This is a genomic window from Gluconobacter sp. R75690, from assembly GCF_015244525.1.
GTDB classification, from domain to species: domain Bacteria; phylum Pseudomonadota; class Alphaproteobacteria; order Acetobacterales; family Acetobacteraceae; genus Gluconobacter; species Gluconobacter potus.
In genome coordinates this window covers 31,909-55,564 of the sequence record NZ_JABCQB010000004.1, presented here as the reverse complement: position 1 = coordinate 55,564, position 23,656 = coordinate 31,909, and the positions used below count along the sequence as shown (strand labels likewise).

The 23,656-nt window shown below is 60.6% G+C and carries 26 protein-coding genes; 20 read left to right on the top strand and 6 right to left on the bottom strand.

Going from position 1 to position 23,656, the window contains the following annotated elements; all coding sequences use genetic code 11:
• The first annotated feature begins 36 nt into the window (after nt 1-36).
• The 18 genes from HKD27_RS05815 (at nt 37) to HKD27_RS05730 (ending at nt 15,477) form a co-directional block, all read left to right on the top strand.
• Nucleotides 37-888, top strand: a complete 852-nt coding sequence (locus HKD27_RS05815; RefSeq protein ID WP_194688856.1) for a hypothetical protein — start codon at nt 37-39, stop codon at nt 886-888.
• Entirely contained in the window at nt 885-1,976 is a 1,092-nt protein-coding gene (locus tag HKD27_RS05810) for a hypothetical protein (protein ID WP_194688855.1), read from the top strand. Before HKD27_RS05815 ends, HKD27_RS05810 begins: the two co-directional genes overlap by 4 nt.
• A complete protein-coding gene (locus HKD27_RS05805; RefSeq protein WP_194688854.1) occupies nt 1,973-3,907 on the top strand; it encodes a glycoside hydrolase family 66 protein in 1,935 nt (644 codons plus the stop codon). Before HKD27_RS05810 ends, HKD27_RS05805 begins: the two co-directional genes overlap by 4 nt.
• On the top strand, nt 3,907-5,352 hold the full coding sequence (locus tag HKD27_RS05800; RefSeq protein WP_194688853.1) for a packaged DNA stabilization protein: 1,446 nt from the start codon (nt 3,907-3,909) through the stop codon (nt 5,350-5,352). Before HKD27_RS05805 ends, HKD27_RS05800 begins: the two co-directional genes overlap by 1 nt.
• Nucleotides 5,349-5,846 (top strand): hypothetical protein, encoded by a 498-nt coding sequence (locus tag HKD27_RS05795; RefSeq protein WP_194688852.1) that lies wholly within the window; start codon nt 5,349-5,351, stop codon nt 5,844-5,846. The genes HKD27_RS05800 and HKD27_RS05795 overlap by 4 nt, the downstream gene beginning before the upstream one ends.
• Nucleotides 5,804-6,121, top strand: a complete 318-nt coding sequence (locus HKD27_RS05790; protein ID WP_194688851.1) for a hypothetical protein — start codon at nt 5,804-5,806, stop codon at nt 6,119-6,121. The genes HKD27_RS05795 and HKD27_RS05790 overlap by 43 nt, the downstream gene beginning before the upstream one ends.
• Nucleotides 6,118-6,549: a hypothetical protein gene (locus HKD27_RS05785; protein WP_194688850.1), complete on the top strand. Its 432-nt coding sequence runs from the start codon at nt 6,118-6,120 to the stop codon at nt 6,547-6,549. Before HKD27_RS05790 ends, HKD27_RS05785 begins: the two co-directional genes overlap by 4 nt.
• On the top strand, nt 6,546-7,340 hold the full coding sequence (locus HKD27_RS05780) for a hypothetical protein (protein ID WP_194688849.1): 795 nt from the start codon (nt 6,546-6,548) through the stop codon (nt 7,338-7,340). Before HKD27_RS05785 ends, HKD27_RS05780 begins: the two co-directional genes overlap by 4 nt.
• Nucleotides 7,340-8,848 (top strand): hypothetical protein, encoded by a 1,509-nt coding sequence (locus HKD27_RS05775; protein WP_194688848.1) that lies wholly within the window; start codon nt 7,340-7,342, stop codon nt 8,846-8,848. The genes HKD27_RS05780 and HKD27_RS05775 overlap by 1 nt, the downstream gene beginning before the upstream one ends.
• Nucleotides 8,835-11,261, top strand: a complete 2,427-nt coding sequence (locus tag HKD27_RS05770) for a lytic transglycosylase domain-containing protein (protein WP_194688847.1) — start codon at nt 8,835-8,837, stop codon at nt 11,259-11,261. Before HKD27_RS05775 ends, HKD27_RS05770 begins: the two co-directional genes overlap by 14 nt.
• Nucleotides 11,262-11,652: 391 nt before the next feature.
• A complete protein-coding gene (locus HKD27_RS05765) occupies nt 11,653-11,967 on the top strand; it encodes a hypothetical protein (protein ID WP_194688846.1) in 315 nt (104 codons plus the stop codon).
• 242 nt (nt 11,968-12,209) lie between these two features.
• Nucleotides 12,210-13,739: a hypothetical protein gene (locus HKD27_RS05760; protein WP_194688845.1), complete on the top strand. Its 1,530-nt coding sequence runs from the start codon at nt 12,210-12,212 to the stop codon at nt 13,737-13,739.
• Nucleotides 13,739-14,056 carry a hypothetical protein gene (locus HKD27_RS05755; RefSeq protein WP_194688844.1) on the top strand — a complete coding sequence of 106 codons (318 nt, stop codon included), beginning with the start codon at nt 13,739-13,741 and terminating at the stop codon, nt 14,054-14,056. The genes HKD27_RS05760 and HKD27_RS05755 overlap by 1 nt, the downstream gene beginning before the upstream one ends.
• The gene (locus tag HKD27_RS05750; RefSeq protein WP_194688843.1) at nt 14,053-14,466 is read left to right on the top strand and encodes a cell wall hydrolase; all 414 of its coding nucleotides are present in this window, start codon (nt 14,053-14,055) and stop codon (nt 14,464-14,466) included. Before HKD27_RS05755 ends, HKD27_RS05750 begins: the two co-directional genes overlap by 4 nt.
• Complete coding sequence (locus tag HKD27_RS05745; protein ID WP_370544243.1) at nt 14,463-14,798, top strand: hypothetical protein; 336 nt, start codon at nt 14,463-14,465, stop codon at nt 14,796-14,798. The genes HKD27_RS05750 and HKD27_RS05745 overlap by 4 nt, the downstream gene beginning before the upstream one ends.
• A gap of 36 nt (nt 14,799-14,834) precedes the next feature.
• Nucleotides 14,835-15,047: a hypothetical protein gene (locus HKD27_RS05740; RefSeq protein WP_194688841.1), complete on the top strand. Its 213-nt coding sequence runs from the start codon at nt 14,835-14,837 to the stop codon at nt 15,045-15,047.
• Entirely contained in the window at nt 15,044-15,277 is a 234-nt protein-coding gene (locus HKD27_RS05735; protein WP_194688840.1) for a hypothetical protein, read from the top strand. The genes HKD27_RS05740 and HKD27_RS05735 overlap by 4 nt, the downstream gene beginning before the upstream one ends.
• Nucleotides 15,274-15,477, top strand: a complete 204-nt coding sequence (locus tag HKD27_RS05730) for a hypothetical protein (protein ID WP_194688839.1) — start codon at nt 15,274-15,276, stop codon at nt 15,475-15,477. Before HKD27_RS05735 ends, HKD27_RS05730 begins: the two co-directional genes overlap by 4 nt.
• 487 nt (nt 15,478-15,964) lie before the next feature.
• On the opposite strand, the gene glk is transcribed toward HKD27_RS05730, so the two are convergent.
• Together glk and HKD27_RS05720 are read right to left on the bottom strand one after the other, a co-directional pair.
• Entirely contained in the window at nt 15,965-16,933 is a 969-nt protein-coding gene (gene glk, locus HKD27_RS05725; protein ID WP_194688838.1) for a glucokinase, read from the bottom strand.
• A 112-nt stretch (nt 16,934-17,045) separates the two neighbouring features.
• The gene (locus HKD27_RS05720; RefSeq protein ID WP_194688837.1) at nt 17,046-17,849 is read right to left on the bottom strand and encodes an SDR family oxidoreductase; all 804 of its coding nucleotides are present in this window, start codon (nt 17,847-17,849) and stop codon (nt 17,046-17,048) included.
• Nucleotides 17,850-17,988: 139 nt separating this feature from the next.
• On the opposite strand from HKD27_RS05720, the gene HKD27_RS05715 reads away from it, so the two are divergent.
• The gene (locus HKD27_RS05715) at nt 17,989-19,182 is read left to right on the top strand and encodes a hypothetical protein (protein WP_194688836.1); all 1,194 of its coding nucleotides are present in this window, start codon (nt 17,989-17,991) and stop codon (nt 19,180-19,182) included.
• Nucleotides 19,183-19,206: 24 nt separating this feature from the next.
• On the opposite strand, the gene thiL is transcribed toward HKD27_RS05715, so the two are convergent.
• From thiL to nrdR, 3 genes are read right to left on the bottom strand one after another with little or no spacing between them, the layout of a single operon-like run.
• The gene (gene thiL / locus HKD27_RS05710; protein WP_194688835.1) at nt 19,207-20,184 is read right to left on the bottom strand and encodes a thiamine-phosphate kinase; all 978 of its coding nucleotides are present in this window, start codon (nt 20,182-20,184) and stop codon (nt 19,207-19,209) included.
• Nucleotides 20,185-20,187: 3 nt separating this feature from the next.
• Nucleotides 20,188-20,670, bottom strand: a complete 483-nt coding sequence (gene nusB, locus HKD27_RS05705) for a transcription antitermination factor NusB (RefSeq protein ID WP_041112503.1) — start codon at nt 20,668-20,670, stop codon at nt 20,188-20,190.
• Nucleotides 20,667-21,167: a transcriptional regulator NrdR gene (gene nrdR / locus HKD27_RS05700; RefSeq protein WP_011253914.1), complete on the bottom strand. Its 501-nt coding sequence runs from the start codon at nt 21,165-21,167 to the stop codon at nt 20,667-20,669. The genes nusB and nrdR overlap by 4 nt, the downstream gene beginning before the upstream one ends.
• Nucleotides 21,168-21,286: 119 nt before the next feature.
• Here nrdR and HKD27_RS05695 point away from each other — a divergent pair, with 119 nt between their 5' ends.
• Nucleotides 21,287-21,778, top strand: a complete 492-nt coding sequence (locus HKD27_RS05695) for a copper chaperone PCu(A)C (RefSeq protein ID WP_062498210.1) — start codon at nt 21,287-21,289, stop codon at nt 21,776-21,778.
• 6 nt (nt 21,779-21,784) lie between these two features.
• Here the strand turns inward: HKD27_RS05695 and recQ are convergent, their stop codons facing one another.
• The gene (gene recQ, locus HKD27_RS05690) at nt 21,785-23,653 is read right to left on the bottom strand and encodes a DNA helicase RecQ (RefSeq protein WP_041112502.1); all 1,869 of its coding nucleotides are present in this window, start codon (nt 23,651-23,653) and stop codon (nt 21,785-21,787) included.
• Nucleotides 23,654-23,656: the final 3 nt, after the last annotated feature.

Below are 23,656 nucleotides of genomic sequence, written 5' to 3'. Positions count from 1 at the left end.
CCAAGCCTGTCATGAGGCGCAAGGGGCGCACCCCAAATGTCCGAAACCAGTAACGGCGGCACTCCGAACGCAACGACCGGCTATACCGTCTCTGGCCTCGTGGGACTGGCTCTCCGCCAGATCGGTATCGGCGCAATGGGAACACAACCCTCCCCGGACGATCTCTCCGACGGGGTAATGCATCTGAACATGATGCTGGCACAGTGGCAGCGCCGCCGCTGGCTTGTTCCCAATCTCACTGACAAGTTCTGCCTCTCAACTGGCGCGTCCGTCTATGCAGTTGGCCCCGGTGGCGACTTCGACATGCCGGTGCGGCCCGCGCAGGTCTTATCGGCCTATGCCCGTCTCCTGACAGGCGCGCAGCCTTCTCAAGGTGGCGACTTCTCAGGCGTCGATTTCAACGGCTCCGATTTTGATACAGGCAGCGACGGCCTCTCGACCGGCAACCCCGTCGATTACCCACTGACGGCAATTCCCTCATACGAGGACTATGCCTCACTAGGTCTGAAGGGCCTCAAGACGTGGCCGAACTGCTTCTTTTACAACCCGGCCTTCCCTGATGGAGAGTTCAGGCCCTGGCCGATCCCGCCCGCGCAGGTGTGGGAATTGCACATTGTCGTTGCCGAGCCTCTTCCGACGACACTCAAGGCAACCGACGCCATCAATCTGCCTCCCGAATACTGGGACGCGATCATGTGGACGCTGGCCAAGCGCATGGCGCCCTCCTACGGGCAGGAGGCCTCTGCGACAGTATCAGCCAAGGCGCGCGGCGCTCTGGCGACGATCCGCAGCGCGAATGTCCAGATCCCGACGCTCGGTATGCCCGCGATCCTGACGCCCATCAGCAACCCGTTCTACTGGCCCGGACTGGAGATCCAGAAACTATGAAACGCCTCTTTCTCATGGCAGGCGTTCTCCTGCCATCTCTCGCGCTTGCACAGTCCGTGCCAACGATGAACCCGCGCGTTACGCTGGCCGGTCCGCAGGGGCTGAATGCAGGCATGGCGACGAAGGCCGATGTGAACAAGCCAGTGGTCAGCAATCCGACGATTTCCGGCCCGACACCTTCTGTCGATAACGTGGACACAACAGCCTCTGCCGATTTGGGTCGGTGGCGCTGGACGAACAACAACGGGACGTTTGGCCTGAGCGCAGTGAATGATGCGCAGTCAGCCGTCAATTCTGTTCTGTCCTGCACACGGAATGGCGCTACTCCTACCGGCTGCACATTTACGGTCCCGATCACGACGCCGAACGGTGTATTCGGTCAGGCTCTGAACGGCGATATTCTAGGAACATGGCCGAACCTTTATCTGGCGCCGAACATCAAGATCAGCAGCGGGGCCACGATTACCAACGCGGCGGCCCCTCAGCTGACGCTCCAGTCTACGCTCACATCAAACCCGATTACCTTCTGGCAGGATACGAGCGGGAACGGTAATTTCTCGACCAATTCAACAAATTCAATGTTTGCGTTCTACACAGCAAACGGCGCTCTGGAAGTGCACGATACCGGCACTGACGGGGCAGCAAAGATCAATCTCTATGGCCAAGGCGACAGCACTCCGGCCTCTATCTGGCAGGACACTGGCGGCGGTCTCTACATGTCTCCGGGCTCCACGAACGGCAGCACGTCTATCTATGCGAATGGCACAGGCGGCATCGCGCTTTACGCCAATCATGTGCAAGTTCATGGTACCGGATCAGGGGCCACAAATGGCGCTGTACTAGACTTTTTTGGGCCGGGAAAGAGTTCTCCTGGCTCGATATGGCAGGGCTCAGACAGCAGCATGTTCATTGAATCCCAGGTCGATGGATCGAACGTGCACATCGGCGCGGCTGGCTCGGGTGTTGTCACCGTAGAGAGTACGCTCCGCAATGCTGCGATGCCTACATCGGCTCCTTCGACGGGTGCGCACTTTGTCTGTGTTGATGATGCAGGCGATATGTACCGGAGCGATACGGCATGCAAATGATCAAGAGAACACTGCTGGCTCTCACCGCTCTTGCACCAGCTCTCGCTTATGCTGAACCCCATCTGTCTGGCCCGCTGATCCAGTCAGTGAACACGGATTTCTCGCACTATAACGGTGGAGAACAGGTTCGGATGATGGTCACGCTGTCAAATGCGACAGGCGCACCATTTACTGGGACCGTAACGGGCACAGTGACCGGGCGCGGTGTGCAGGTGGGTGATCCGGTCTCCATCTCAGTTTCCGGGCTCGCGGCGGGTGCTACCACCACAACAGAGCTTCGCTTTCCATCTAGCAGCACGAACTGGCAGGGCTATTTCGTAAATCTGGTTGCTGCAGATCAGAACGGCCATCAGCTTGATCAGGAGGCAGGCGCGTTTGATATCTCGTCCGACTGGTGGACCTATCCCCGGCAGTGCTGGGTTGTCGGCACTTACACGGACTGGGGAGGATGGAAGCCCCCACTTTTCAGTACGCCGGCCAAAGACCTTCAGAGCCTGAACGCCTATAAGTGCAATAATCTCCAGTTCTACAACATGCTCTATCGCTGGCATAAGCCGTGGGTTGATAGCTCATCATGGGTCAATGGCGACGGCGAGAACATCAGCACTGATCTGATCAAGGATCATGTCGCCGCGGCAAAGTCCCTTCGCATGGGAACGCTGATGTATATGCCGCTCTATGCGGCGAATGTCGGTATTACCCCGGATTTCATGCATGACGGGTCTGGAGCGCAGCTTTCGTGGGGAGCATTCACAAGTGCCTGCGGATCGAACTGCAAGATCTCCGATCTGTGGCAGGATGGATTTTCCAATATCGGTGTGATGAACCCGAACAATACATCCTGGCAGACGTACTGGGGGCAGCAGGCCGAACTGATGCGGCGGCGGCTAGGTTTCGACGGCATGTTTGTTGATACCTATGGCACGATTAACACTCCGCTCTGGGACTGGAATGCGAACCGCATCATCATGGATACGGCCTATTCCTCATTCCTAAAAACGGTTCAGGGCTATGTGAACGGGCCGATGGTCCTGAACCCGGCCGGATCTTACAACGAGCAGGATCTGGTTCAGTCCGGGCGCGAGACGTATCACTTCGTTGAGCGCTGGAATAACCCTTCTGACATCGGCAACTTCGGCGATCTTCTGACCAAGGCACGACAGGTTTGGGGATGGGCGAACCGCAAGCCCAATAATATCGGTCTCGACTGGGACATGGGCATGAACAAGACGCTTGGCGCGTCAAAAGCATGTTCCATCAATGGCGGTTCGACAGCCTGCACGTTCAATACACCGGGCGTTTTGTATCAGGAAGCTGCCGACCTTGCGACAGGCGCACATCACGCGTGGATCGTGGACGGCCAGCAGAACGCCGGTGATGGCGCGCGCTTCATCAGCAATGATGACTTCCCGATTGGAAACATGCTCAGCCCCAAGGCGGACATGGTGCAGGGCGAGTATGACTATCAGAACTTCGGGGTGGCTTACGAGAAGCTGCTGCGGCTGAATATTTATGCGACATCCTCCGCAGCCCCCGCCATCATGTCAGGCGCCACAGGCAGCACGACGGCTACAGCCGGGAAGGTCTGGATGTTCCAGAATTACCGGCGTGGTTTCGACATCCTTCACCTGCTGAACTACCAGCAGATGAGTGCGGCGTCGTTCAGTGACGTGAACGACAATGCGGCCAATGCGGCAGCTCCCACAACAACCGGCGCGCTCCAGATCAAGATGTATGTTGGCGGCGGTACGCTCGGGAACCTCTACACAGCCAGCCCGGATGTGAGCCATGGTGCACCGGTCAAGCTGACTTATGCCACCGGTTCAGACAGCAACGGAAGCTACATCACCTTCACCCTGCCGTCCCTCAAATTCTGGGACATGGTGTGGCTCGAGGACGGCGTGGCATCCAGCGATTACGGCACGCCCTGATGGTGCGCATCAACCTCACGGGCGGGTCATATCAGGCCCGCTCGCTGGCTGTGGCGGCGCAGCGCTGTCTCAACCTGTATCCGGAACCCATTCCTCAGCAGGAACAGGAGCCGATCCAGTGCGCACATTATCCGACGCCAGGAAGCAAGATGTTCGCCGTCCCGGAAGTTGGGGCAGTCCGGTGCCTGTATCAGTCCAGCCAGGGTGACCTGATCGCAGTCGTGAACAGCGGCGTCTATGTGATCCATGCCAATGCGAACACCACGAAGATCGGCACCATTACTGCTGGGGCCGGACAGGTCCGCATGCAGGACAATGGCGTCACCCTGTTTATCGTGGATGGGACAGCAAAGGGCGGATGGTACTGCTCCCTGCCCCAGAAGCCACAACAGGGACTTTACGGCGCGCTCACCCAGATTGCAGACAGCGCCTTCTATGGCTCGCGCACGATTGCCATTCTGGACACGTTCCTGCTTTACACCAATCCGGACACGACAAACTGGTATGTCGGGCCCGCGCAGTTCACGGACGAGACGAAGACGCCGTTCGACAGCCTCTACGTGGCCAGCAAGACAAGCTATCCAGATACGATCGTTGGTGTTGAGGTCGTAGGGCAGACGATCTGGCTGTTCGGAGCGCAGGAAACAGAACTCTGGTACACATCGGGAGCCTCAGACTTCCCCTTCCAGCGCTTGCCCTCTCTGAGTATCGGATCAGGGTGCGTATCGCCCTACTCCATCGCATCCAACGGCGATGTGGTGCTGTGGCTTGGCTGCGACAATACCGGTCTGCCCCGGGTATATATGGGAGCCGGACAGCAGGCAGAGCCCGTCAGCACCTTCGCGATCGATAATGCCATTCAGAGATATGGTGATTGCTCATCTGCAATCGGCAACCTCTATCAGCAGGAAGGCCATAACTTCTACGTCCTGACCTTTCCGCAGACAGGCAAAACATGGGTCTATGATATCTCCACCAGCCTTTGGCATGAGCGTTGTTCGCTCGACGGCCAGACGCTGGTAGAGACCCGGCTTCGAGCCAACGCCTGGGCGAACGCCTACGGAAAGGTGTTCTGCGGCGATTTCGAGAACGGCACGATTTACGAAGTGACGATGGATCTCGACACTGAGGCCGGAGTTCCTATCCAGCGGCAGCGCTCCTGCCCTCATGCGGTTGGCGATGGCCGGCGCATGATCCATCGCAAGCTGATGCTGGACATGCAAAACGGAAGTGGTGCTGTGATCCGGCTCGACTGGTCGGATGATCGAGGCGCGTCTTGGAGCCATCCCTACATCCAGATGCCTCTCGGGACGGATGGAAACACATGGCCGACCGTGTGGCGCTTGGGTCTGGCACGCGACAGGGTGTACCGTCTGACATGGACGGGCGGAAACGGTGCTGCGCTCATGGGCGCTTTTCTTGATGCGGATACGGTAGCAACATGACGCAGGACAGCGCAGCCAGCTATTATATGCCCTATTACTCAGGGCCGGTGACGGACGGGAATGGCAATCCGACTGTCGGGTTCACCAGGTATCAGCTTGCGATGTTCAACCGGACAGGCAAGGAACCGGGCACGGACGCAACCTATAACGTCCAGCAGACCGAGCTTGCCTTGAGCACGGCAAACAAGGCGGAAACGGATGCACAGTCGGCGCTCAATGCTGCGGCCGCCGCGCAAGGCACAGCCTCATCTGCATTGGCTCAGGCAACCCAGGCGGAAACCGATGCAGAGGAAGCGCTTTCGGTCGCGAGCCAGGCTGAGCTTGATGCTCAATCTGCTTTGAAAGTGGCAGAGGACATGCTAATCATGACGCTGCTCACGTCGAGCGCCCAAGTGGCAAAGACGGCACAATCTCTTGATGATGCGGCATTCATGGCCGCGCAAAGTCAGATATGGCCGTCACTTCTTCTGCAATCCAGCCAGGCATCAACCTGACCGCAACGTCCCAGACAGTTGCGACAGGATCTGGATCAAGCACGACAATCACAACCGCCGTTGTGGCGAACAGTACAGCGGCAGCCATCACCCTCGCGGTAAATGTGACGCGCAAGGCCGGTGGAACATTCCCGGTGATTGTCGGCCGCTCCATCCCCGCCAATAGCAGCGCCATTCCACCGGAACTGGCGGCCTTTTCGCTCGCCGACGGTGACACGCTGGCCGCAACCGGTGACGGTCTGGCGATGATCCTGAACGGGTTTGTGGTGTCGTGATCTTCACGATCCCCGACATTCCAGGCGCACGAATCAACGACATCGATGCCATCAATGCCGTCATCACGCATCCCGCCATCTACGGAGAGAACGCCCGGATTGCTGACGTGCAGGACCGGCTTGTTGTCACGTTGCCCGGGATCGTTGTGGGGTTCCGAACGGTTCAGTGCCGCGTTCATGAGTGTCACCAGGCAGTCATTCCCGAGTTGCGCGGGGCAGCCGCAATTGCTGCCATGCGCAGGATCCGGGACTGGTGGTGGGAAACCCAACCGTCCGACCTGATGATTGCCGCGATCCCGGACAACCGGAAGGCCGCCCGCTTCACCATGCACGCCCTCGGCTTTGTCCGCTGGGGCGAAATAGACGCGCCCTGCCCTGATGGGATTGTGCGCCATCACGTCACATACAGAATGGAGCGCCCGCAATGAGGTGGCACCCCGCGTCCGCAGCGGCTCAGGATTACATGCCGGGCGTTTGTTTTGATGATGCATTTGGCGTTGGACAGGCAACACAGGCAGCCACGACAGCAGCCACAACTGCCGCGCAGATGGCGATGGAAAAGTCCGCCATGGAAAAGGCGGCGAAGACTGGTTCAGGACAGGCGCAGGCCCTTTCTGCTTCTGGCACGGCGGCTCAAGACTATCTGAACCCGTATGTTTCGGTCGGGAACAAGCTGATCGGGAGCATGTACGACAACAACGCGTACAATTCGACCGACGACAGCTATATCAACAACGCGACCAACGCCCTGAACCAGACGACGCTCGAGCAGACGCCCGGCTATGAATGGAATCTGTCACAGGGCGAGCAGGCCGCGACGAACAGCGCAGCGGCTCGTGGTCTGGCGAATAGTGGCGCGGCTCTGAAAGGCGCGGAGACATACGCCAGCGGCCTCGCTGACAGCACGTATCAGAACCAGTTCAACGATCAGCTTTCTGCGAACAATGCTGCCCAGGGCAATCTGACCAATACGTTCAACCGGCAAAACTCTCTGCTTGGAACTGGATCTAATGCGGCATCGGCCAGCGCCAGCAATGCCACGAACACGGCCAGCCTCTCGGCACAGGCTGCACTCGCGGGAGTTGGCGCTACCATGTCCGGCACCACGGCAATGGGCAATAGTTTGACGAATGGCCTCAACAGCCTCGGCAATCAGGCATCGAGCTACGGGACGAATTATCTGGCCTATCAGAAACTGCTGAACGGGAGTTCGAGCTGATGGCAGGCCTATTCGATACGGGCGCCAATGCGCTTCTCGGGATGGGACAAGGCACGGTTCAGCCCCAGACCAATCAGCTCCAGAACATTGCGGCCGCTCAGGGCGTCCAGAACCAGGCGCTGGAATATCAGAACGCACTTCTGGGACAGAAGGCCCGAAGGGCTGTCGGCAATGCATTGGCGCGGCATGTTCGCAAAGACGGAAGCATTGATTATGGATCGGCAATCGCTGACGCCGCGAGTGATCCTGACGCCACCTATGGGCTGCCGGATGCCGTCACGCAGAACAACAGCCAGCAGGCCCAGAATATCGGCAATCAGGGCGCTCAGCTTGAGCTGAACCAGCGCAAGGCCGGAATGCTGGCCGGACTGGCCGCGCCCCTCATGAGCAATCCGGATGTGACCAAGGGCGACGTGGCTCGCCAGCTTGGCGTCGGCGTAGCGCATGGACTGATCTCCATGGATCAGGCGCAAGCCGCCTACTCTGCCCTGCCAGACGACAGCGCAGGCATCCGGCAGCAGGTGCGCGGCCTTATGGATGCCTCGATCGGCCCAGCACATGCGTACAATGACGCCTATGGCTCCATGCAACTTGTGGACGATGGCGGAACTTTGCACTGGCAGAACGTCGGATCTCCAGCCAGTGGACAGGGCGGCCAGAACGTCGGCGGTGGTATCGCCAAGCAGACATCCCCCGAAACGAACTCTACCCCTATGGATGTGGTCAACCCAGACGGCTCGCACAGCATCCTGCGCCGCGATCAGGTGGTCGGCGGAGCGCAGGGACGCCCGACCGTCCCGCCCGAGGTCATGGGGTCTGGGCGGTATCCGACGGCGCAGCCTGCAAATCCGGGGTATCAGTCGGCACCGGCAGCAGGGCAGACGGCAGCCCTGACTGAAACAGCTCAAGCGGGAGCGCAAGGCGCAAATGCTCTGATGCAGGCATCTGCGAACCGGAATGACCGGATGGCCGCGCTTGGCAATATGTCGTCTGATTTGGAAGGCTTCACGTCTGGTCCCGGCAGCGAGCGCATTCGCCATTTTGCATCAGTCTTCGACAACTGGACGGGCGGCGACTGGAAGAGCAAGGAAATCGAAAGCGCGCAGTCCTTCAACAAGTGGGCCCAGAACCTCGCCAATGCTCAGTCACAGGCACTAGGGACCGGCACTGACAGCAAATTGGCGGCCGCCGTGCATGCGAGCCCGAACAGTGCGCTTCAGAATTCCACGAACCACCTGATGATCCACCAGCTTATGGGTAATGAAGACGCGATCAATGCCAAGGCACAGGCGTGGCAGAAGGCCGGATTGCAGCCCGCACAGTTCCAGCAGTGGAACCAGCAATTCAGCCAGAGCTTTGACCCGCGCGCCTATCAGCTTCTGCGGATGACGCCAGACGAGCGCAAAGCGGTGTTTGACGGCATGAAGAAGTCAGGCCAGATCGAAGAGTTCAAGAAGAACTACAACGCGATGGCTGCGGCTGGGCTGGTACCAAGTGGCGAACGTTGATCAGACCTATGAGGACGCTGGGAAATACTGGAACGTAGACCCGAACGTCCTGCGTGCCGTCCACCAGGTGGAAGATCCGAAAAACGATCCGAAGGCCCGATCTCGTGCCGGGGCGATTGGCCATATGCAGTTCATGCCGGAGACGGCCCGCAGCCTCGGCATTGATCCGACCGACCCGGTGCAGTCGATCTATGGCGCAGCGCGGCTGCTGGACGAGAACCTGAAGCGATACGGCAACCTCCCGGATGCGCTCCGGGCCTACAATGGCGGAACTGACCGCACCAAATGGGGGAACTCCGAAACCATGGCATATCCCGGCAAGGTCGCGGCCAGCTATCAGCCACCCCAGAAGCAGCAGAACACCCCGACTGACACAGACGCCTTTGCCTCAACGTTCGGGAGCAGCCTTGGGGACAGTTCCCCCGCGCCGTCCAAGCAGAGCACAGGAAACGCCTTCGATGCCATGTTCGGCCACGAGGACGGCGAGAGCACGGCTCCGAAGCCAGAAATGTCCCGCGCCGAGAAGGCATGGACGCTCGTCAACGACACGGTGAACTCGGCAGGCCGGGAGATCGACCGGACGTTCGGCGTCGGCGTCCCTCACCTCGTGAGCTGGGCCACGTCTCTCGGGCATCATATGGACAACCCGGTTTCCGAAGCCGCTCAGAAAGCGGGTGACTGGGTGGCCTCGAGGGAAGATGCAGACGAGGCATCCCGCAAGGATGACTATGGTGCGCCCTACACCGATGCGGCAGGAACAATGCTTGGCGCCGGACTGGCAACCGGTCTAGGGGGCCGGATTGTGCGTCCTGCTGCCGCTGCCCTGGATGGCACACGCGCTGGACGCATCGCAGCCAATGTCCTGACCGGCGAAGGCCCGGGCGCCATGCGGTATGCGAACAACGCACTCGCAGCAGGAACGCAGACCGGTCTGGCAGGCGGCGATGCCAAGGATGCCGCAGCACTCGCTCTTGGCCTTGGCGTGGCCGGGAAGCTCGGCGGAAAAGTCCTGTCACCAGTCACAGACCGGCTTTCGGCAGGCATGCGGCGCGCGGTCGATTACCTGGACCCGGAAGGGGTGACCGCGCACGAAGCCTCGGAAGCGGCGCCAGAGGTCCGAACGGCGGCCGCAGCAACAGAACCGGCCCCGCTCAGCACGTCTGCTCAGAAGGCCGAAGAGAAAGCCCAGATCAAGGCAATCTCCAAGGTCGGCGCGTTCAGCGACCCAGAAAAAGCGGCAGACGCGATCGTGAAGGCGTTTACGAGCAAGGACGGCACGCGCCTTTATCAGGCTCAGACGCCAGGAGTGTTCCAGAGCACAGCCGTTCGGACGCAGGATCCGAAGATGGCCGGGCTTGAGAACAACCTGCGCGATCTCTACCCAGACGCCTTCCGTACGCTCGATAGCGCGAATGACCATGCCTACACGCAACACCTGCGCGAGACGATCGGTACGCCTGAGCAGATCCATAACCTCGAAGCCGAGCGATCTGCTTTCGAAGAGGCACAGCGCACTAAAGCGTTTGAGAATGAGGAAGCAATTCCCGTTGGGGCCCTGCACGCTACGCTGGATAGTCATATCGCAGCGAACAAGGGAAACGAGCCTGTCCGTCAGGCCATCATGAAGGCCAAGAAGGCGCTTGAAGAAGTGACGTTCTCAAAGGAGAACCCGTCCCCTACTCACAGCCTCTGGAATGAGCCAGCGGACCCGGTGCGTTGGGCCAAGCCGTCTGACCTGTGGAATGTTCGAAAGGCGATCGGGTATGGCCTTCAGAAGGCAGCGGCTGGCGAGGATGCGAACATGCGCGCCGCCGCAGCGCGTCTCTCCCCCTTCATGGATGACCTCGCCAACCACATCGACCAGGGCGCTCCCGGCTTCCACGATTATCTTGAGGGCTATTCCCGCCGCTCAGGCAACATCGACAGCCTGCGCTTTCTCCAGTCGCGTGGCCTGACACAGCCGTCCACGAACGCCCCGACTGGCGAAAACGTGAATTATACAGCGCTGAAAAACCTGATCAAGCAGATCGACAAGAACGAGGTTTCAGTTGCGACCAAGGGAACGGATGCGGTCACGCCAGAGCAGGAAGCACGCCTTCGGACCGTCTACCGCGACATGATGGCAGAGCGGACGATGCGGGATGCCGCCCGCTCCAACGGCTCAAACACGTTCAAGAATGCCATGCAACAGCGTCAGAAGGAAATCCGGGGCGGCCATTTCGGCGGCGTAGCCAGCACACTCGGCGGCCTGCTTGGGGCGCAGGAAGGTGGACTGATGACGGGCGGCGTCACAGGCGCGGCGCTTCATGCAGGCAATGCGATGATCGGACATGCGCTGGCAAACCGGCGTTTGACCAAGATGGAGCAGACGGATCAGGCCGTCATCAATCACTTACTGGGTCAGTCGCGGTAATTGAACCGGACACCATTCAGAAGCCGGTCCGCTTTTTCTTCGCGGTGCCGGCGGATGACGTATGGGGTGAACGACAGACAGATTAGGGCGCCGGCCAATGTGTAATCGTACACTGGCTGTTCTGTGATTGGCCCTGGCTCGTTAAGTGACGAAAGCACCATCACTGCGAAGAAAGCAGGCACCGGTAACGCCGCCCAAAGCTTCCCCTTCACCCAGAAGAAGCACCAAGCCATAGCAACCGCGAGAGCAGGGAAGAACATTCCTTCTTCTATCATAGGTCATGCCGATCATAGCAACACCTTTCCCCTTGTACTGAAGCCCCGAGTTCAGCTATGTTCACACCACGGCATGCCTCGCGCTGGCGGCACAATTCGAACTCCGAATGCTGCCCATGCGCCGTCTACTGCTTGCCATCCCCTTGATTATCGCCACACCTGCTCTTGCACAGTCTCAGGCCGCCATGCCGGTCGAGCCTTTCACTGAAGGGCAACGCGCAGGCGTTCCTTCACGGCCGCTTGTCGTTCTGACGGTCTCGCAGGCCCTTCCGGTCGCCTCGCTTCCCGCGTCTTGCACAGATGGCCAGCTTGTTCTGGCAACTGATGGGCGCACGCCGATGCAGGCTGCTGGCAAAGGCACCGGTGTTGTAGCGCGATGCCTGAGTAAGGCATGGCTCTCGACTGTCGATGGAAAGGCGGTGCAGTCGTGAAGCGCTTCACTGTTGCTCTCCTTCTGACCTCCTGTGCCCTTGGGGGTATTGCGTCAGCTCGGCCGCCTTCCACAATAATGGACCCGGGCTTTTTCGGCGGTGGCCCTTGGCTGTCAAAGCAGGAACTGATCCAAGGCCTGAATGGTCCCAATGGCCTTGCTGGCACGAACGCAAATGGTGCTGTGACGGCTCCAGTGTCTACTGGGCCCGTTCTCGGCGGACAAAACATTCCTGCGATCAGAATGGGAACAGATCCTCAGGCAATCGATGCGGCCACAAACCAGTCCTTTCCTTTCGGTGGAAATTCGGCCGTGTACCTCGGCGCCTACCCGCAGCCGAACCTGCTTGGAAGTCCTCTCGGATACTGGTCCGGCTTTCCGGTCAATCTGATTGTTGGGGGGAACCCTTCAGGCCCGTATAACGCCGGCTGTTCGCTCTGCGTCTTCACAGATGCATCGTTCAAGAACAAGGAAATCGCGGCGCTTTCCGGCGACGACTATTCAGGTGGTTACGTTTCGGCAGGGTTCGACGTTGCAGCCTTCTTCGCATCGGCCGGAACGCAGAACGCGCGTCTGGCCCTCCCTGTCGCCTCCTACACGAAGAACACGGTTGTTCTTTCCACGCCCCTGACGCCGGAACAGCTTCTGCACGTCAAACAGGGGATGTTCATTTCTACGAACTCCCTTGTTCCAGGGCGCGGTCCCACCGTGATCGGTGACGCGCAGCTGCCCATGAAAGACTACTATGCGGGCATCGTGCAGAGTGTTTCAGCGGACGGCCTGACAATCACGGTCTATGGCTGGGCTGCCATGGGTACGCAGTCGGCTGGCGATGTTCCAAGCACCACGTCGCTTGAGAGCTACTACTGGCAGAACTACACATCGCCTTATGTGTTTATCGGCGCCCCGACCAAGATGTTCGGGCGGAATACCTACATGACCTATGACGGCTCGCGTACGGGCGACACGGGCCAGCCGGCGACGTCCTCTGTTCGTCAGTTCGAGGGCGAGGAGCTTGATTTCAACACGTCCAATGCGAGCAACACGCCGAACAACAGCGTGTCGTTCCACGGCTGGACCTTGGGGGGTTCCAATGTGAACCCCAACATCCTGACCAAAGAAAGCTACGGTCTGCTGCTGGCTGACAGCCTTCCCAACTATCTGGAAATTGCGGATGCCTGCGGGTCGAACGCGATTGACAGTGGCGGCTACCATCTGCCGGGCGGTTGTATGCTCGGCACTGCCCTGAACAACCAGGCCGAAGCGTTCGAGTACAACCTGTTTGCGAACGGCAACAACATGCATTGGGGAATGTGGCTGAACCGCGAGAAGGATGCTTCCAGCGGCTGGACCACCACATCCTTGAACCTCGGCGGCAACGTGGACGGGACTAAGGGAAGTCTCGGCAGTACCGGAAGCGCGATTGCGCGCCTTGTGTGGGGCTATCAGGGCAACACTGGCGGCCTGGATGTCATCACGAACACCGGGGCTGATGCCCTGCATGTTCAGAACGACGGTATCGTCGTACCTGGCGCGCATATCAGCGGAACGACTTATTACAATTCTGCTTCGGGCGTTCTTCAAGCGCATATCGCGGCAGACGCCGCGGGTATTCTTTACATTCAGTCAGACAACAACGGGCATACGCAGGTGCAAGGTCCCTTGACGGTCAATGGCACTGCGACCGTCGCAAATATGACGGGAACAGGAAACGCCTATGCCTGCGTGAATGCCTCCGGGCAGCTTTACCGTAGCGCGACGGCCTGCCAGTGATGGGCGAAGCACTTCTCCCCGCCCCGGCCGATACCCGTGTTGATGACCATGAACGGCGCATTACGGCACTGGAACAGGGCATGACCTCTATTCAGCTCAAGCTGGTCGAGGTCCAGACCGAGGGCCGGATGCGCGGCGAGCGCCAGGACGTGGATCTTCGCGATCTCAAGGGCATGACCCGGGACCTGCTCGGCGGCATGGCGTTCTTCAAGGCCGCCTTCACGTGGGCGGTCGGTGCGGCTGCTGGCGTTCTGATCTTCGTCGCGATCTGGGGCCCCAAGCTGCTCACCTTCTGGCGGGACTGGCATCACGTATGACCCCGCAGGAACTCGCAGCCCGCACAGCATGGGGTGAAGCCCGCGGCGAAGGTGTAGTCGGGATGCATGCCATTCTGAACGTCATCGCGCATCGCGTGGCCAGGCCGGGATGGTGGGGACGTGACGTCGAGAGCGTCTGCGCCAGCCCGTGGCAATTCTCGTGCTGGAACGAGACTGATCCGAACTGCGCCAAGGCCGAAGCCGTGACCGACGAAGATCCGCTGTTTCGGTCTGCCCTTTCGCTTGCGCAGCAGATGGCGGCCGGAACGCTGGTGGACGTAACGAATGGGGCCGACAGCTATTTCGCGCTTGGCATTCCGCTCCCGCGATGGGCCGCCGGACGCAAGCCTGTGAAAGTCATCGGCCATCACGCCTTCTATCGCCTTGGCCTGACAGGAGACGGCGAGTGAACCCGAACCTCAATACCTTCCTGAAAGCTGGTGGCGTCGGCTCCCTGCTGGTCCTGCTGCCCGATCTGATCCCCGCCGATTACCTGATCTATCCGGCGTGGCTGATCGTCGGATGTGCGGTCCTGCGTGCCGTGATCCAGCCCCCGGCCGCAACAAGCCGTTGGGCTCCCCTGTACGAATTGATGTCGGCCACAGGCGGTTGCATCGGATGGGCGATCCCTCGCCTGCGTCCGGGCATTACCGCCGTCCCTGTCGCGCGCGAAGACGCTGCGAAGGTGAAGGCCGCCATCCCTGAAATCCTCAGCAAGCCGACAGCGAAAGCTCCGGATTGACTGCGGGACACCCCGAGCAACAAAGGAAACGCTCACATGCCCGATACCGTAATTCAGGAATCCGCCGCTCTTGGTGAAGAGCTTCTGCCCGTCCTTGGTGGCTTCATCATCCAGAAGCTGGATCCGAACTGTGACACCGTTGGCGCCAAGGCGGCTCTGACAGGTCTAGCTGGCAACCTCTCCGCCCTCGTGACGGCGCTGGAAACCAAGACCACGACGGCCACGGCCGAGACGGCAGCCGCCGCTTGACCGAGTATGTCGCTCTGGGGGTGGTGGCGCTTGTCGTCATCGCCCTCGGGCTTCTCGTCTGGTTCGCCTACCGAGCTGGAAAAAGCAATGCGAGCGTGACCACTGCACAAGCTGGTACTGCGAGCGCCAACGTGGTGACGCAGAAGGCCGAGGCCATGGCCCAGGCTGAGGCAGACAAGCCCGCGACTGAAGATGATGTGCTGGCGCGGCTGAAGGACGGCACGGCATGAAATGGCTAGTCCTCGCTCTCGCCCTCACTGGCTGCACCAGCGTGCGCTATGTGCCCTGCCCCACACTCGTGACGTACTCGACCACTGACCAGCAGGCACTGGCAGGCGAAATCAGTGCGCATCCTCAGCCGCAGACCATCCGCTGGATCGGGGATTACATCGGCCTGCGCGACCAGGTGCGGGCGTGCTCAAAGAGCTGATCGCCGTTGCCATCATCGTTGTACCCCTGCTCTTGGTTGTCACGTTCATCATGATTGGCGCGGCGCAAGGCAGCAGCAGGAACTGACGGCTTGAACTCTTGGAAAATTCCCAATGGTTCAGTCATCAAGGAATCCTTGACCGCTGAACTGTCTGGAATTTCCGGATGGTTGAACCTGTAAGAAACTCTTACAGGTTCCCTGCTTGATGTTAACGAAATGCCACTTTCGTAACACTAAGCCGGTTAGTGTTAAAAACTGATCGACAAGATGACGATGGATACATCTCCGGGCGCTGGTATGAACAGAAGCCGATTCGCACATGAGAGGAAAAGAGGGAAATCGTTTTACAAAATGTGCGAAAAACGGCGGTTTCGTGTGAGGGATTTTTTGCGTTTTACACGGCTAAGTCTTTGATATTGGCCGCCGTGTCGTTCCCGCCCGGACCTCCAGAGATTTCTCCCCGGAAATCCAGATTTGTTTTTCGTTTTTACGGATGCGCTTCCGCGTATGCTGCCGCAGCGCCGAACAGGCCGGGTTGTGGGTGCGTGATGATCTTGACCGGCATTTCGGTCATCATCGCCTCGAAACGGCCCTTTGCGACGAAGCGTTCGGCGAATCCGGAATGGCCGAGGCTGTCGGCGAGCCGCAGTCCCAGACCGCCGCCAATGACGACGCCGCGTGCGCCATGTGCCAGCGCCAGATCGCCGGAAATGGCGCCCAGGCTGAGGCAGAAGCGCTCCAGTGCGGCAACGGCGACCGTGTCGGAGCCGTCGAGAGCGTTTTTCCACAAGGTACGGTTGTCACGCAGGGTGATGGGCCAGCCCTGCATTTCGGCAATGACTTCGTAAAGATTGGTCAGGCCGGGACCTGAGACGATCCGCTCTGCCGAGACGCGTCGGAAGCGCAGGCGCAGGGCGCTGAGGATCTTGTCTTCGAGCTCGTCGAGCGGCGGGTAGTCCAGATGGCCGCCTTCGGTTTCCATGACAAAATAGCGGTCGCTGCGGCGGAGCAGGCAGGCTGCGCCCAACCCCGTACCGGGGCCGACGATCGTGATGGCGCCTTCTGTCGGAAGGTCGATGTCCGGCCCGCAGAGATGCTTCATGTGCGAAGAATCGACCTGGGCTACCGCGTGAGCCACGGCTCCGAAATCGTTGACGAGCACGAAATTGTCGAGATGCAGGCGCGAAGCCAACTGACTGGGCTGGATGATCCAGGGATTGTTGGTCAGTTTGAGGATTTCGCCGTTCACCGGGCAGGCCACAGCGATGCCGGCTTCGCGCGGAAGCGCCCGGTTCAGCGACCGACCGAACGTCTCCCAGGCCAGCGCCAGACTGCCATGTTCCGCACATTTCAGCGTCGTGTCTTCACCCAGCGTGACAACCTTGCCATCCTTGATGGTCGCGATTGCAAACCGTGCGTGCGTTCCACCGATATCGACGGCTACGATTTCCCTCATGGCACCTCAAATCCTCTGGCGATGCTGGCCGGTGGCCCGCGCTTTTTCCAATGCGCAGCAGTTGCCTACCGGTTCCGCCGCGTCAAGTTCCGCATCGGTCTGACCGCGTCCTTCAGCGGACCGGACGCTGCTTTACTTCGGCCGTTCTCAGCAGCCGGTGAACGATGGCGCGTGGCACGACCATTTCAAGGAAGCGGGCGACGACGAAAGGCCAGGGAAAGAGAAGATGCGCCCTTCCCTGCCCGATCGCGCGCGTGATCATGCGGGCGGCGCGGCGCGTCGAGACGAGGAACGGCCGTGCCCCTTCGAGGCGCTGGCTCATGGGGGTGTCGACATAGCCTGGAGAAATGAGGGTTACGGAGACATGATGCGGCGTCATGGCAGCATGAAGTGCCGTGCTGAAGCGGGCCAGACCTGCTTTTGAGCCGCTATAGGCCGTGGCGACCGGAAGATCGTGAAAGGCCGCTACCGAACCTATGAGTGCGATCCGGCCTGCTTTGCGGGCTGCCATGCGCGAGGCCATTTCGGTTGCAAGGGTCGCGGGGGTCGTGAAATTGACGAGGGAAATATCGCGGACCTGTTCGGCTGTTTCGGTCAACGCGCCTTCCGGGCGGATGTCTCCCAGCCCGGCTCCCAGGATCAGGATATCGATCTGGCGCGCGTCATCCGCCTTGCGCAGTGCCGCCAGGGCGTCATCGGTCCGGCACAGATCGAGCGACAGGATCTCGGCCGAAGCGCCTCTGCGAATGACCTGTGCGGCAACATCCTCAAGGCGTGCGGCGTTGCGTCCCCACAGCGTCAGATGCGTTCCAGGGCGCGCATACTGAAGGGCCAGCGCGGCGCCAATGCCGCTTGATCCTCCGGTAATAAGGGCGTGAAATGGGGCACTCGAAGGGGAAACAGAAGCATCTGGCATGGAAAACCGCTTTATTCGTGGTCGGATCGGGGCTGGAAGGGTATAGCCCTCCCATGCAACAAGATGCGACCCCGTGCCGTACTGGCACATCACCCCGTCGGACGGGATGTTTTTTTCGATCAGAGGTACACCTGCCATTATGACACTGCCCGACAGGACTGACATCCCTGCGCCGCATGATGATCTTGTGGTTCGGCCAGTGACGACGCGGGCTGACCTCAAACTGTTCATGACGCTTCCGCGTCGCATCTATGCCGGAATGGCGGGTTTCGTCCCGGCTTTCGACATGGAACAGGATGATCTGCTCAATCCGAAGAAAGCACCGATTTTCCGCCATGCGAGCATCCGGTACTTTCTGGCCTGGCGCGGCAACGCGGCCGTAGGGCGCATCGCCGCGATCGTGGATCATCGTGCCATCGAACACTGGGGCATGAAGATCGGCTGTTTCGGTGCGCTGGATGCTGTTCCGGAAGGGAGCGTCGTCAGTGCTCTTCTGGAAACGGCACGGAGCTGGCTGCGTCTGCAGGGCATGCAGACGATGCGCGGCCCCGTCACCCTGAGTGGCAATGGCGAATCCGGTCTGATGGTCGAAGGACAGGACCAGCCTCTGATGGTTGCGATGCCCTGGCATCCACGCCTGCTGGGCAAGCTGGTCGAGGACGCGGGTTACAAGCCCGTCGAGGATCTTCTCAGCTACAAGCTCGATCTGGACGATCAGACGGAGTCGCGTTTCAAGGTTCCGGGTGATCTGAAGATCGGCGAAGGACGTCTGGGGGCCATTGCCATCAGGCGCCTGTCGAAGAAGCAGATTGCCCAGCAGGGCGAGATCCTGCGTCAGCTTTACAATGATGCCTGGAGCGACAAGTTCAACTTCGTGCCGCTCCAGGACTACGAAATGAAGGCCATGATCAAGCAGCTTGGTCCGGTCCTTCGTCCTGAACACTATGTCCAGATCGACCAGAATGGCGAGCCTGTCGCCATGGCGCTGGTTGTGCCCAATATTTACGATATTGCCGGCGATCTCGGTGGGGCACCCTCGCCTCTGGGGTGGGTGAAGCTGGTTGCACGCCTGACGACGCATCGCTTCCATTCGGCCCGTGTCATCCTTCTGGGGGTGACACAGCGCCTGCGCGGAACGGTTCTGGGCGCTCTGCTGCCTTCGCTGGCGATTGCCGAGCTGATGCGTCGGCGGAAGTCCCTGCCCTATTCCTGGGTGGAACTGGGCTGGATCCAGGCGTCCGATTCCAACATGCGCAATCTGGCCGAGAGCATCGTGCCCGAACCGTACAAGCGGTATCGGCTTTACGAACGCCCGATCGACGATCCGGCCTGAAGCCGCACCTTCACAGGGCGTCTGTCAGAAATGCTGCCAGCCGCCCTGTTCCGGGACGATTTCATGTCCCTCCCCATCCAGAAGCCGGACTCCCGAACCGGTGCGTACCGTTCCGATGCGATGGACCGGGACTTCGGCAGCCTGACAGGCGGCCTGCAGCGCTTCTGAACGTTCGGGCGCGCAGGTGAGCAGCAGTTCGTAATCGTCGCCGCCGCACAGGCGTCGCATGAGCCACTCATGCCCCAGTGAGGCCGCCGCAGACGAGACCGGGACGGCCTCTGCATTCACAACAAGCTGGACACCGGATTCCTCGGCGATATGGCCGCAGTCCTGGATCAGCCCGTCTGAAATATCCATCGCAGCGCTGACGATGCCGTGCAGATGAAGTCCTGTCCGGGGGCGTGGCAGATGATATCGTTCTGCCAGAAAGCCCGACGGATCTTGCAAGCTGCCCTGCAGGACAAGCAGGCCCAGAGCGGCATCGCCGATTGTGCCAGTGACCCAGATCTCATCCCCCGGTCTGGCTGTGCTGCGGCGGAGCGCCGTATTGTGCCGGAGTAGTCCGAATACGGTGGCGGAGAGGACCAGGGGGCCTGAAATGGACGTGGTATCGCCGCCGATCAGATGCACGCCATAGCGTTCCTGGTCTTCCGCCAGTCCGCGGGAAAATGCGGCAAACCAGTTTTCGTCGTGCCGTCCGCCGCGCGGAACGGTCACGTTCAGCGTATAGGCATGGGGCCTTGCACCCATGGCCGCCAGATCGGACAGGTTGCAGCGCAGCAGCTTACGGCCGAGGGTTTCCGGAGGGTCACTCGGAAGGAAATGGACACTTTCGACCATCGTGTCGGTCGAAATTGCGAATTCCTCGCCTTCGGGGCAGCGCATGAGAGCACAGTCATCCCGCAGGTCGAGGCTTTCCGCCCCTGCGAGAGGCCGGAAGTGACGGGCGATAAAGCCGAACTCGCCTGCCCCAGCTGCTTCGGCCCCTGACGCGCCCGTCATGGATCAGACGTTGCCGTCGTTGGCGCGGCGGCTGAGGGTATCGAGGATCCCGTTGACCATCTTGGGTTCGTCACCCGAGAAGAAGCCGTGGGCGACATCCAGATATTCGTTGATGATGATCCGGTCCGGTGTGTCGGTGCCGATCTCGAACACGGCAGCGCGCAGCAGGGCACGCAGGACCGGGTCCAGACGCGGCAGCGGCCACTGTTCGGGCAGAACGTCGCTCAGCTTCGCATCGATATCGTCCTGACGGCGTGTGACCCCAAGGACGATTTCCTGAAATAGCTTCAGGTCGGCGTCGGGAATGTGGCCATCGTCGAAGGACGCCGTGGAGCTGATGCGGCGGTGACGGATGAACTGGCTGATGACGGTTTCCGCCGTGTCGCCGGACTGTTCGCACTGGAACAGCGCCTGAACGGCTGCAACGCGGGCAATGGTCCGGCTGCGGCGCGTCGGATTTGCGGCGGGGGCGTCGGTGACGGTCATGGTGTCTCCTGGGAGTCGTCGGGGGACGGTGTGTCCGTTTCCCCGGGAATGGGTTTCATGTCGGCGAGGATTTTCGAGAACGCCTCGACCTCGCGGAAGTCGCGGTAGACGCTGGTGAAGCGGACATAGGCCACACCGTCCACTTCGCGCAATGCATCCATCGCCAGCTGGCCGATGCGATGGGAAGAAATCTCGTGTTCCCCGGAAGCCTCAAGCTGTCGGACCAGCCCGTTGACCAGACGCTCCTGACGTTCCTCGGGAACCGGACGTTTGCGCAGGGCGACGCGGATGGAGCGTGCGAGCTTGTCCCTGTCAAAAGGCACGCGACGCCCGTCCGCCTTGGTCACGGACAGTTCACGCAACTGGACCCGCTCGACGGTCGTGAAACGCTGCGTACAGGCCGAGCAGACGCGCCGGCGACGGATCGCAACGCCGTCTTCCGTGGAGCGGCTGTCCTTGACCTGGGTGTCGTCATGTCCGCAAAAAGGGCAACGCATTCGCGATCCTGAAGTGTTCGGGCCTTGTCGTGGCCGGGGAAATGGGAGCACTTTACCGGATGATGCGTTCCGGCCCAAACGGGCTTCGTGAGTTCGCGCACAACACCGGGAGACTGTCGTTGAAACGGGTATCTGTCCTGACCGCCCTCTTTGCCCTTTCCACTGCCCAGGCCATGGCCCAGCAGGCTCTTCCGGGAACAGTGGTGGCGCCGGATGCCGATCATGATGCGCAGCGGGTCGTGGTTATGGACGGGACATTCCGCCCGTCAGCCTATTTTCCCAACCGTGGGGCCGGTTATTTCACGATTCGCAACGACGACAGCGTTGACCATCTGCTGAAGGGGATCTCATCCCCGCTGTGTCAGAATGTCGTTGCGCATCACACGAACCAGCAGCAGACGGACGGGGCGAACGATCTCTTCACGCATCTGGCGCTGCCGCACGACTCCACGATGATTTTCCCGCGTTCGGGTTACCACATGATGTGCATGGGAATTCGTCAGATGCCTGCCGCTGGCAGCAAGGTGCCGTTCACGTTCGAGATCCTCAATGGCGGCAGCATTACCATCAGCTTCATCGTCACGGCGCCTGACGAACTGACGCACGACTGACGTTCTTTACTGGGCTGAGGCGGGTTCGCGGATTTCGCGCAGGACGGTCAGGACCGCGGCACCGTAGCGGTCCAGTTTTGAGGCGCCGACGCCCTTGATGCTTCCCAGTTCAGCGCGGCTGGCAGGCTGTTCGCGGGCGATGTCCCGCAGTACCGAATCGTGGAAAATGACGTAGGGCGGGATTTCCTGTTCCCGCGCTTCGGACAGGCGCCACTGGCGCAGGGCGTCGAAATACGGTTTCTCATCCGCAGACAGGCGATCGTTTTCCGTATTGCCGTCCGAGCCCGCGCTGGCGGTCAGGGCGGCCTTGGCTTCCAATCGGAGCGCCACGCGTTCCTCGCCGCGCAGGATCGGGCGCGCGATCTCGCTCTGAAGCGCGAGACTTCCGTATTCGCCATGCATCCGGATGGCCCCGCGCGCGATCAGCTGACGGATGACGGCCCGCCACCACTGTTCGCTGTGTTCCTTGCCGATCCCGAAAACCGAAAGATGCTGATAGGCATTGCGCTCGATGGTCTCGTTGAGCTTTCCACGAAGCACATTGGAAAGCTGGACTGCTCCGAGACGCTGGCCGGTGCGATAAATGGCCGAGAGGACTTTTTGGGCAGCCTGGGTGCCATCGAATGTTGAAACCGGGCTGATGCAGTTGTCGCAGTGACCGCAGGGCTGTGCGAGGTTTTCGCCGAAACATGCAAGCAGCGCCTGCGTGCGGCAGCCTGTGGTCTCCGTGAGGGCGATCATGCTTTCCAGACGGGCCTGCATGACGCGCTTTTCGTGGTCGGGGGCGCTGGACTGTTCCAGCCAGTACCGCGCCCGGGCCATGTCCTCGCCTCCATAGAGCAGAAGCGTGTCCGAGGGCTCGCCATCGCGCCCTGCCCGTCCGATCTGCTGGTAATACGCTTCCGGCGAGGACGGCATGTCCAGATGGACGACGCAGCGGACGTCCGGGCGGTCGATCCCCATGCCGAATGCAATCGTCGCGACGATCACCATTTCCTCCCCCGAGCGGAAACGCATCAGCGTGGCCCGCTTCTCGACCGAAGAGAGGCCGGCATGGAATGGCAGTGCGGTCAGGCCCTTGTCCCGCAGCATGGTGGCGACGCGTTCCGTCTTGTTGCGACTGCCGCAATAAACGATGGAGGCGCCTTCGCGATGGCTCTGAAGCGTTTCGAGGAGCTGTCGGCTTTCGCTGGCCTTGGCGCGGGCTTCCACGATCAGGTTGGGGCGATGGAAGCTCGCCATCAGGACCCGCGCATCGGGCATACCGAGCGCGTTCAGGATATCATCCCGCGTCCGGGGATCGGCCGTAGCCGTCAGGGCAATGCGCGGGACGCCCGGGAACATTTCCGGCAGGCTGGCGAGTGCCCGGTATTCAGGGCGGAATTCATGGCCCCAGGCCGAAATGCAGTGTGCTTCGTCAATCGCGATCAGCGAGATCTGGCGTTTTGACAGGAAATTCGCTGTTGCAGGCTGAAGCAGGCGCTCTGGCGAAATATAGAGAATGTCGATCCGGCCATTGCGCAGATCGCTCTGAAGTTCGTCGCGCTCATCCGGCTCCAGCCCGGAATGCAGCGCGGCCGCGCGGACGCCGAGCTGTCTCAGGCCCGCAACCTGATCGTCCATCAGGGCGATCAGGGGAGAGATGACCAGACCCATGCCGTCCCGGCAGAGTGCGGGAACCTGATAGCACAGGCTCTTGCCACCGCCGGTCGGCATAAGGACGAGCACGTCCTCCCCCCGCATGACCGTTTCGACGGCGTCCTGCTGAAGGCCGCGGAAGCCAGGAAAGCCAAAAACTTCCGCCAGCACGCCTTCAGGTGTCGGAGGCTCATTCGATCCCGGGGCGACGGGAGGGCTGTTCTGCGCCTGCGGCATCCC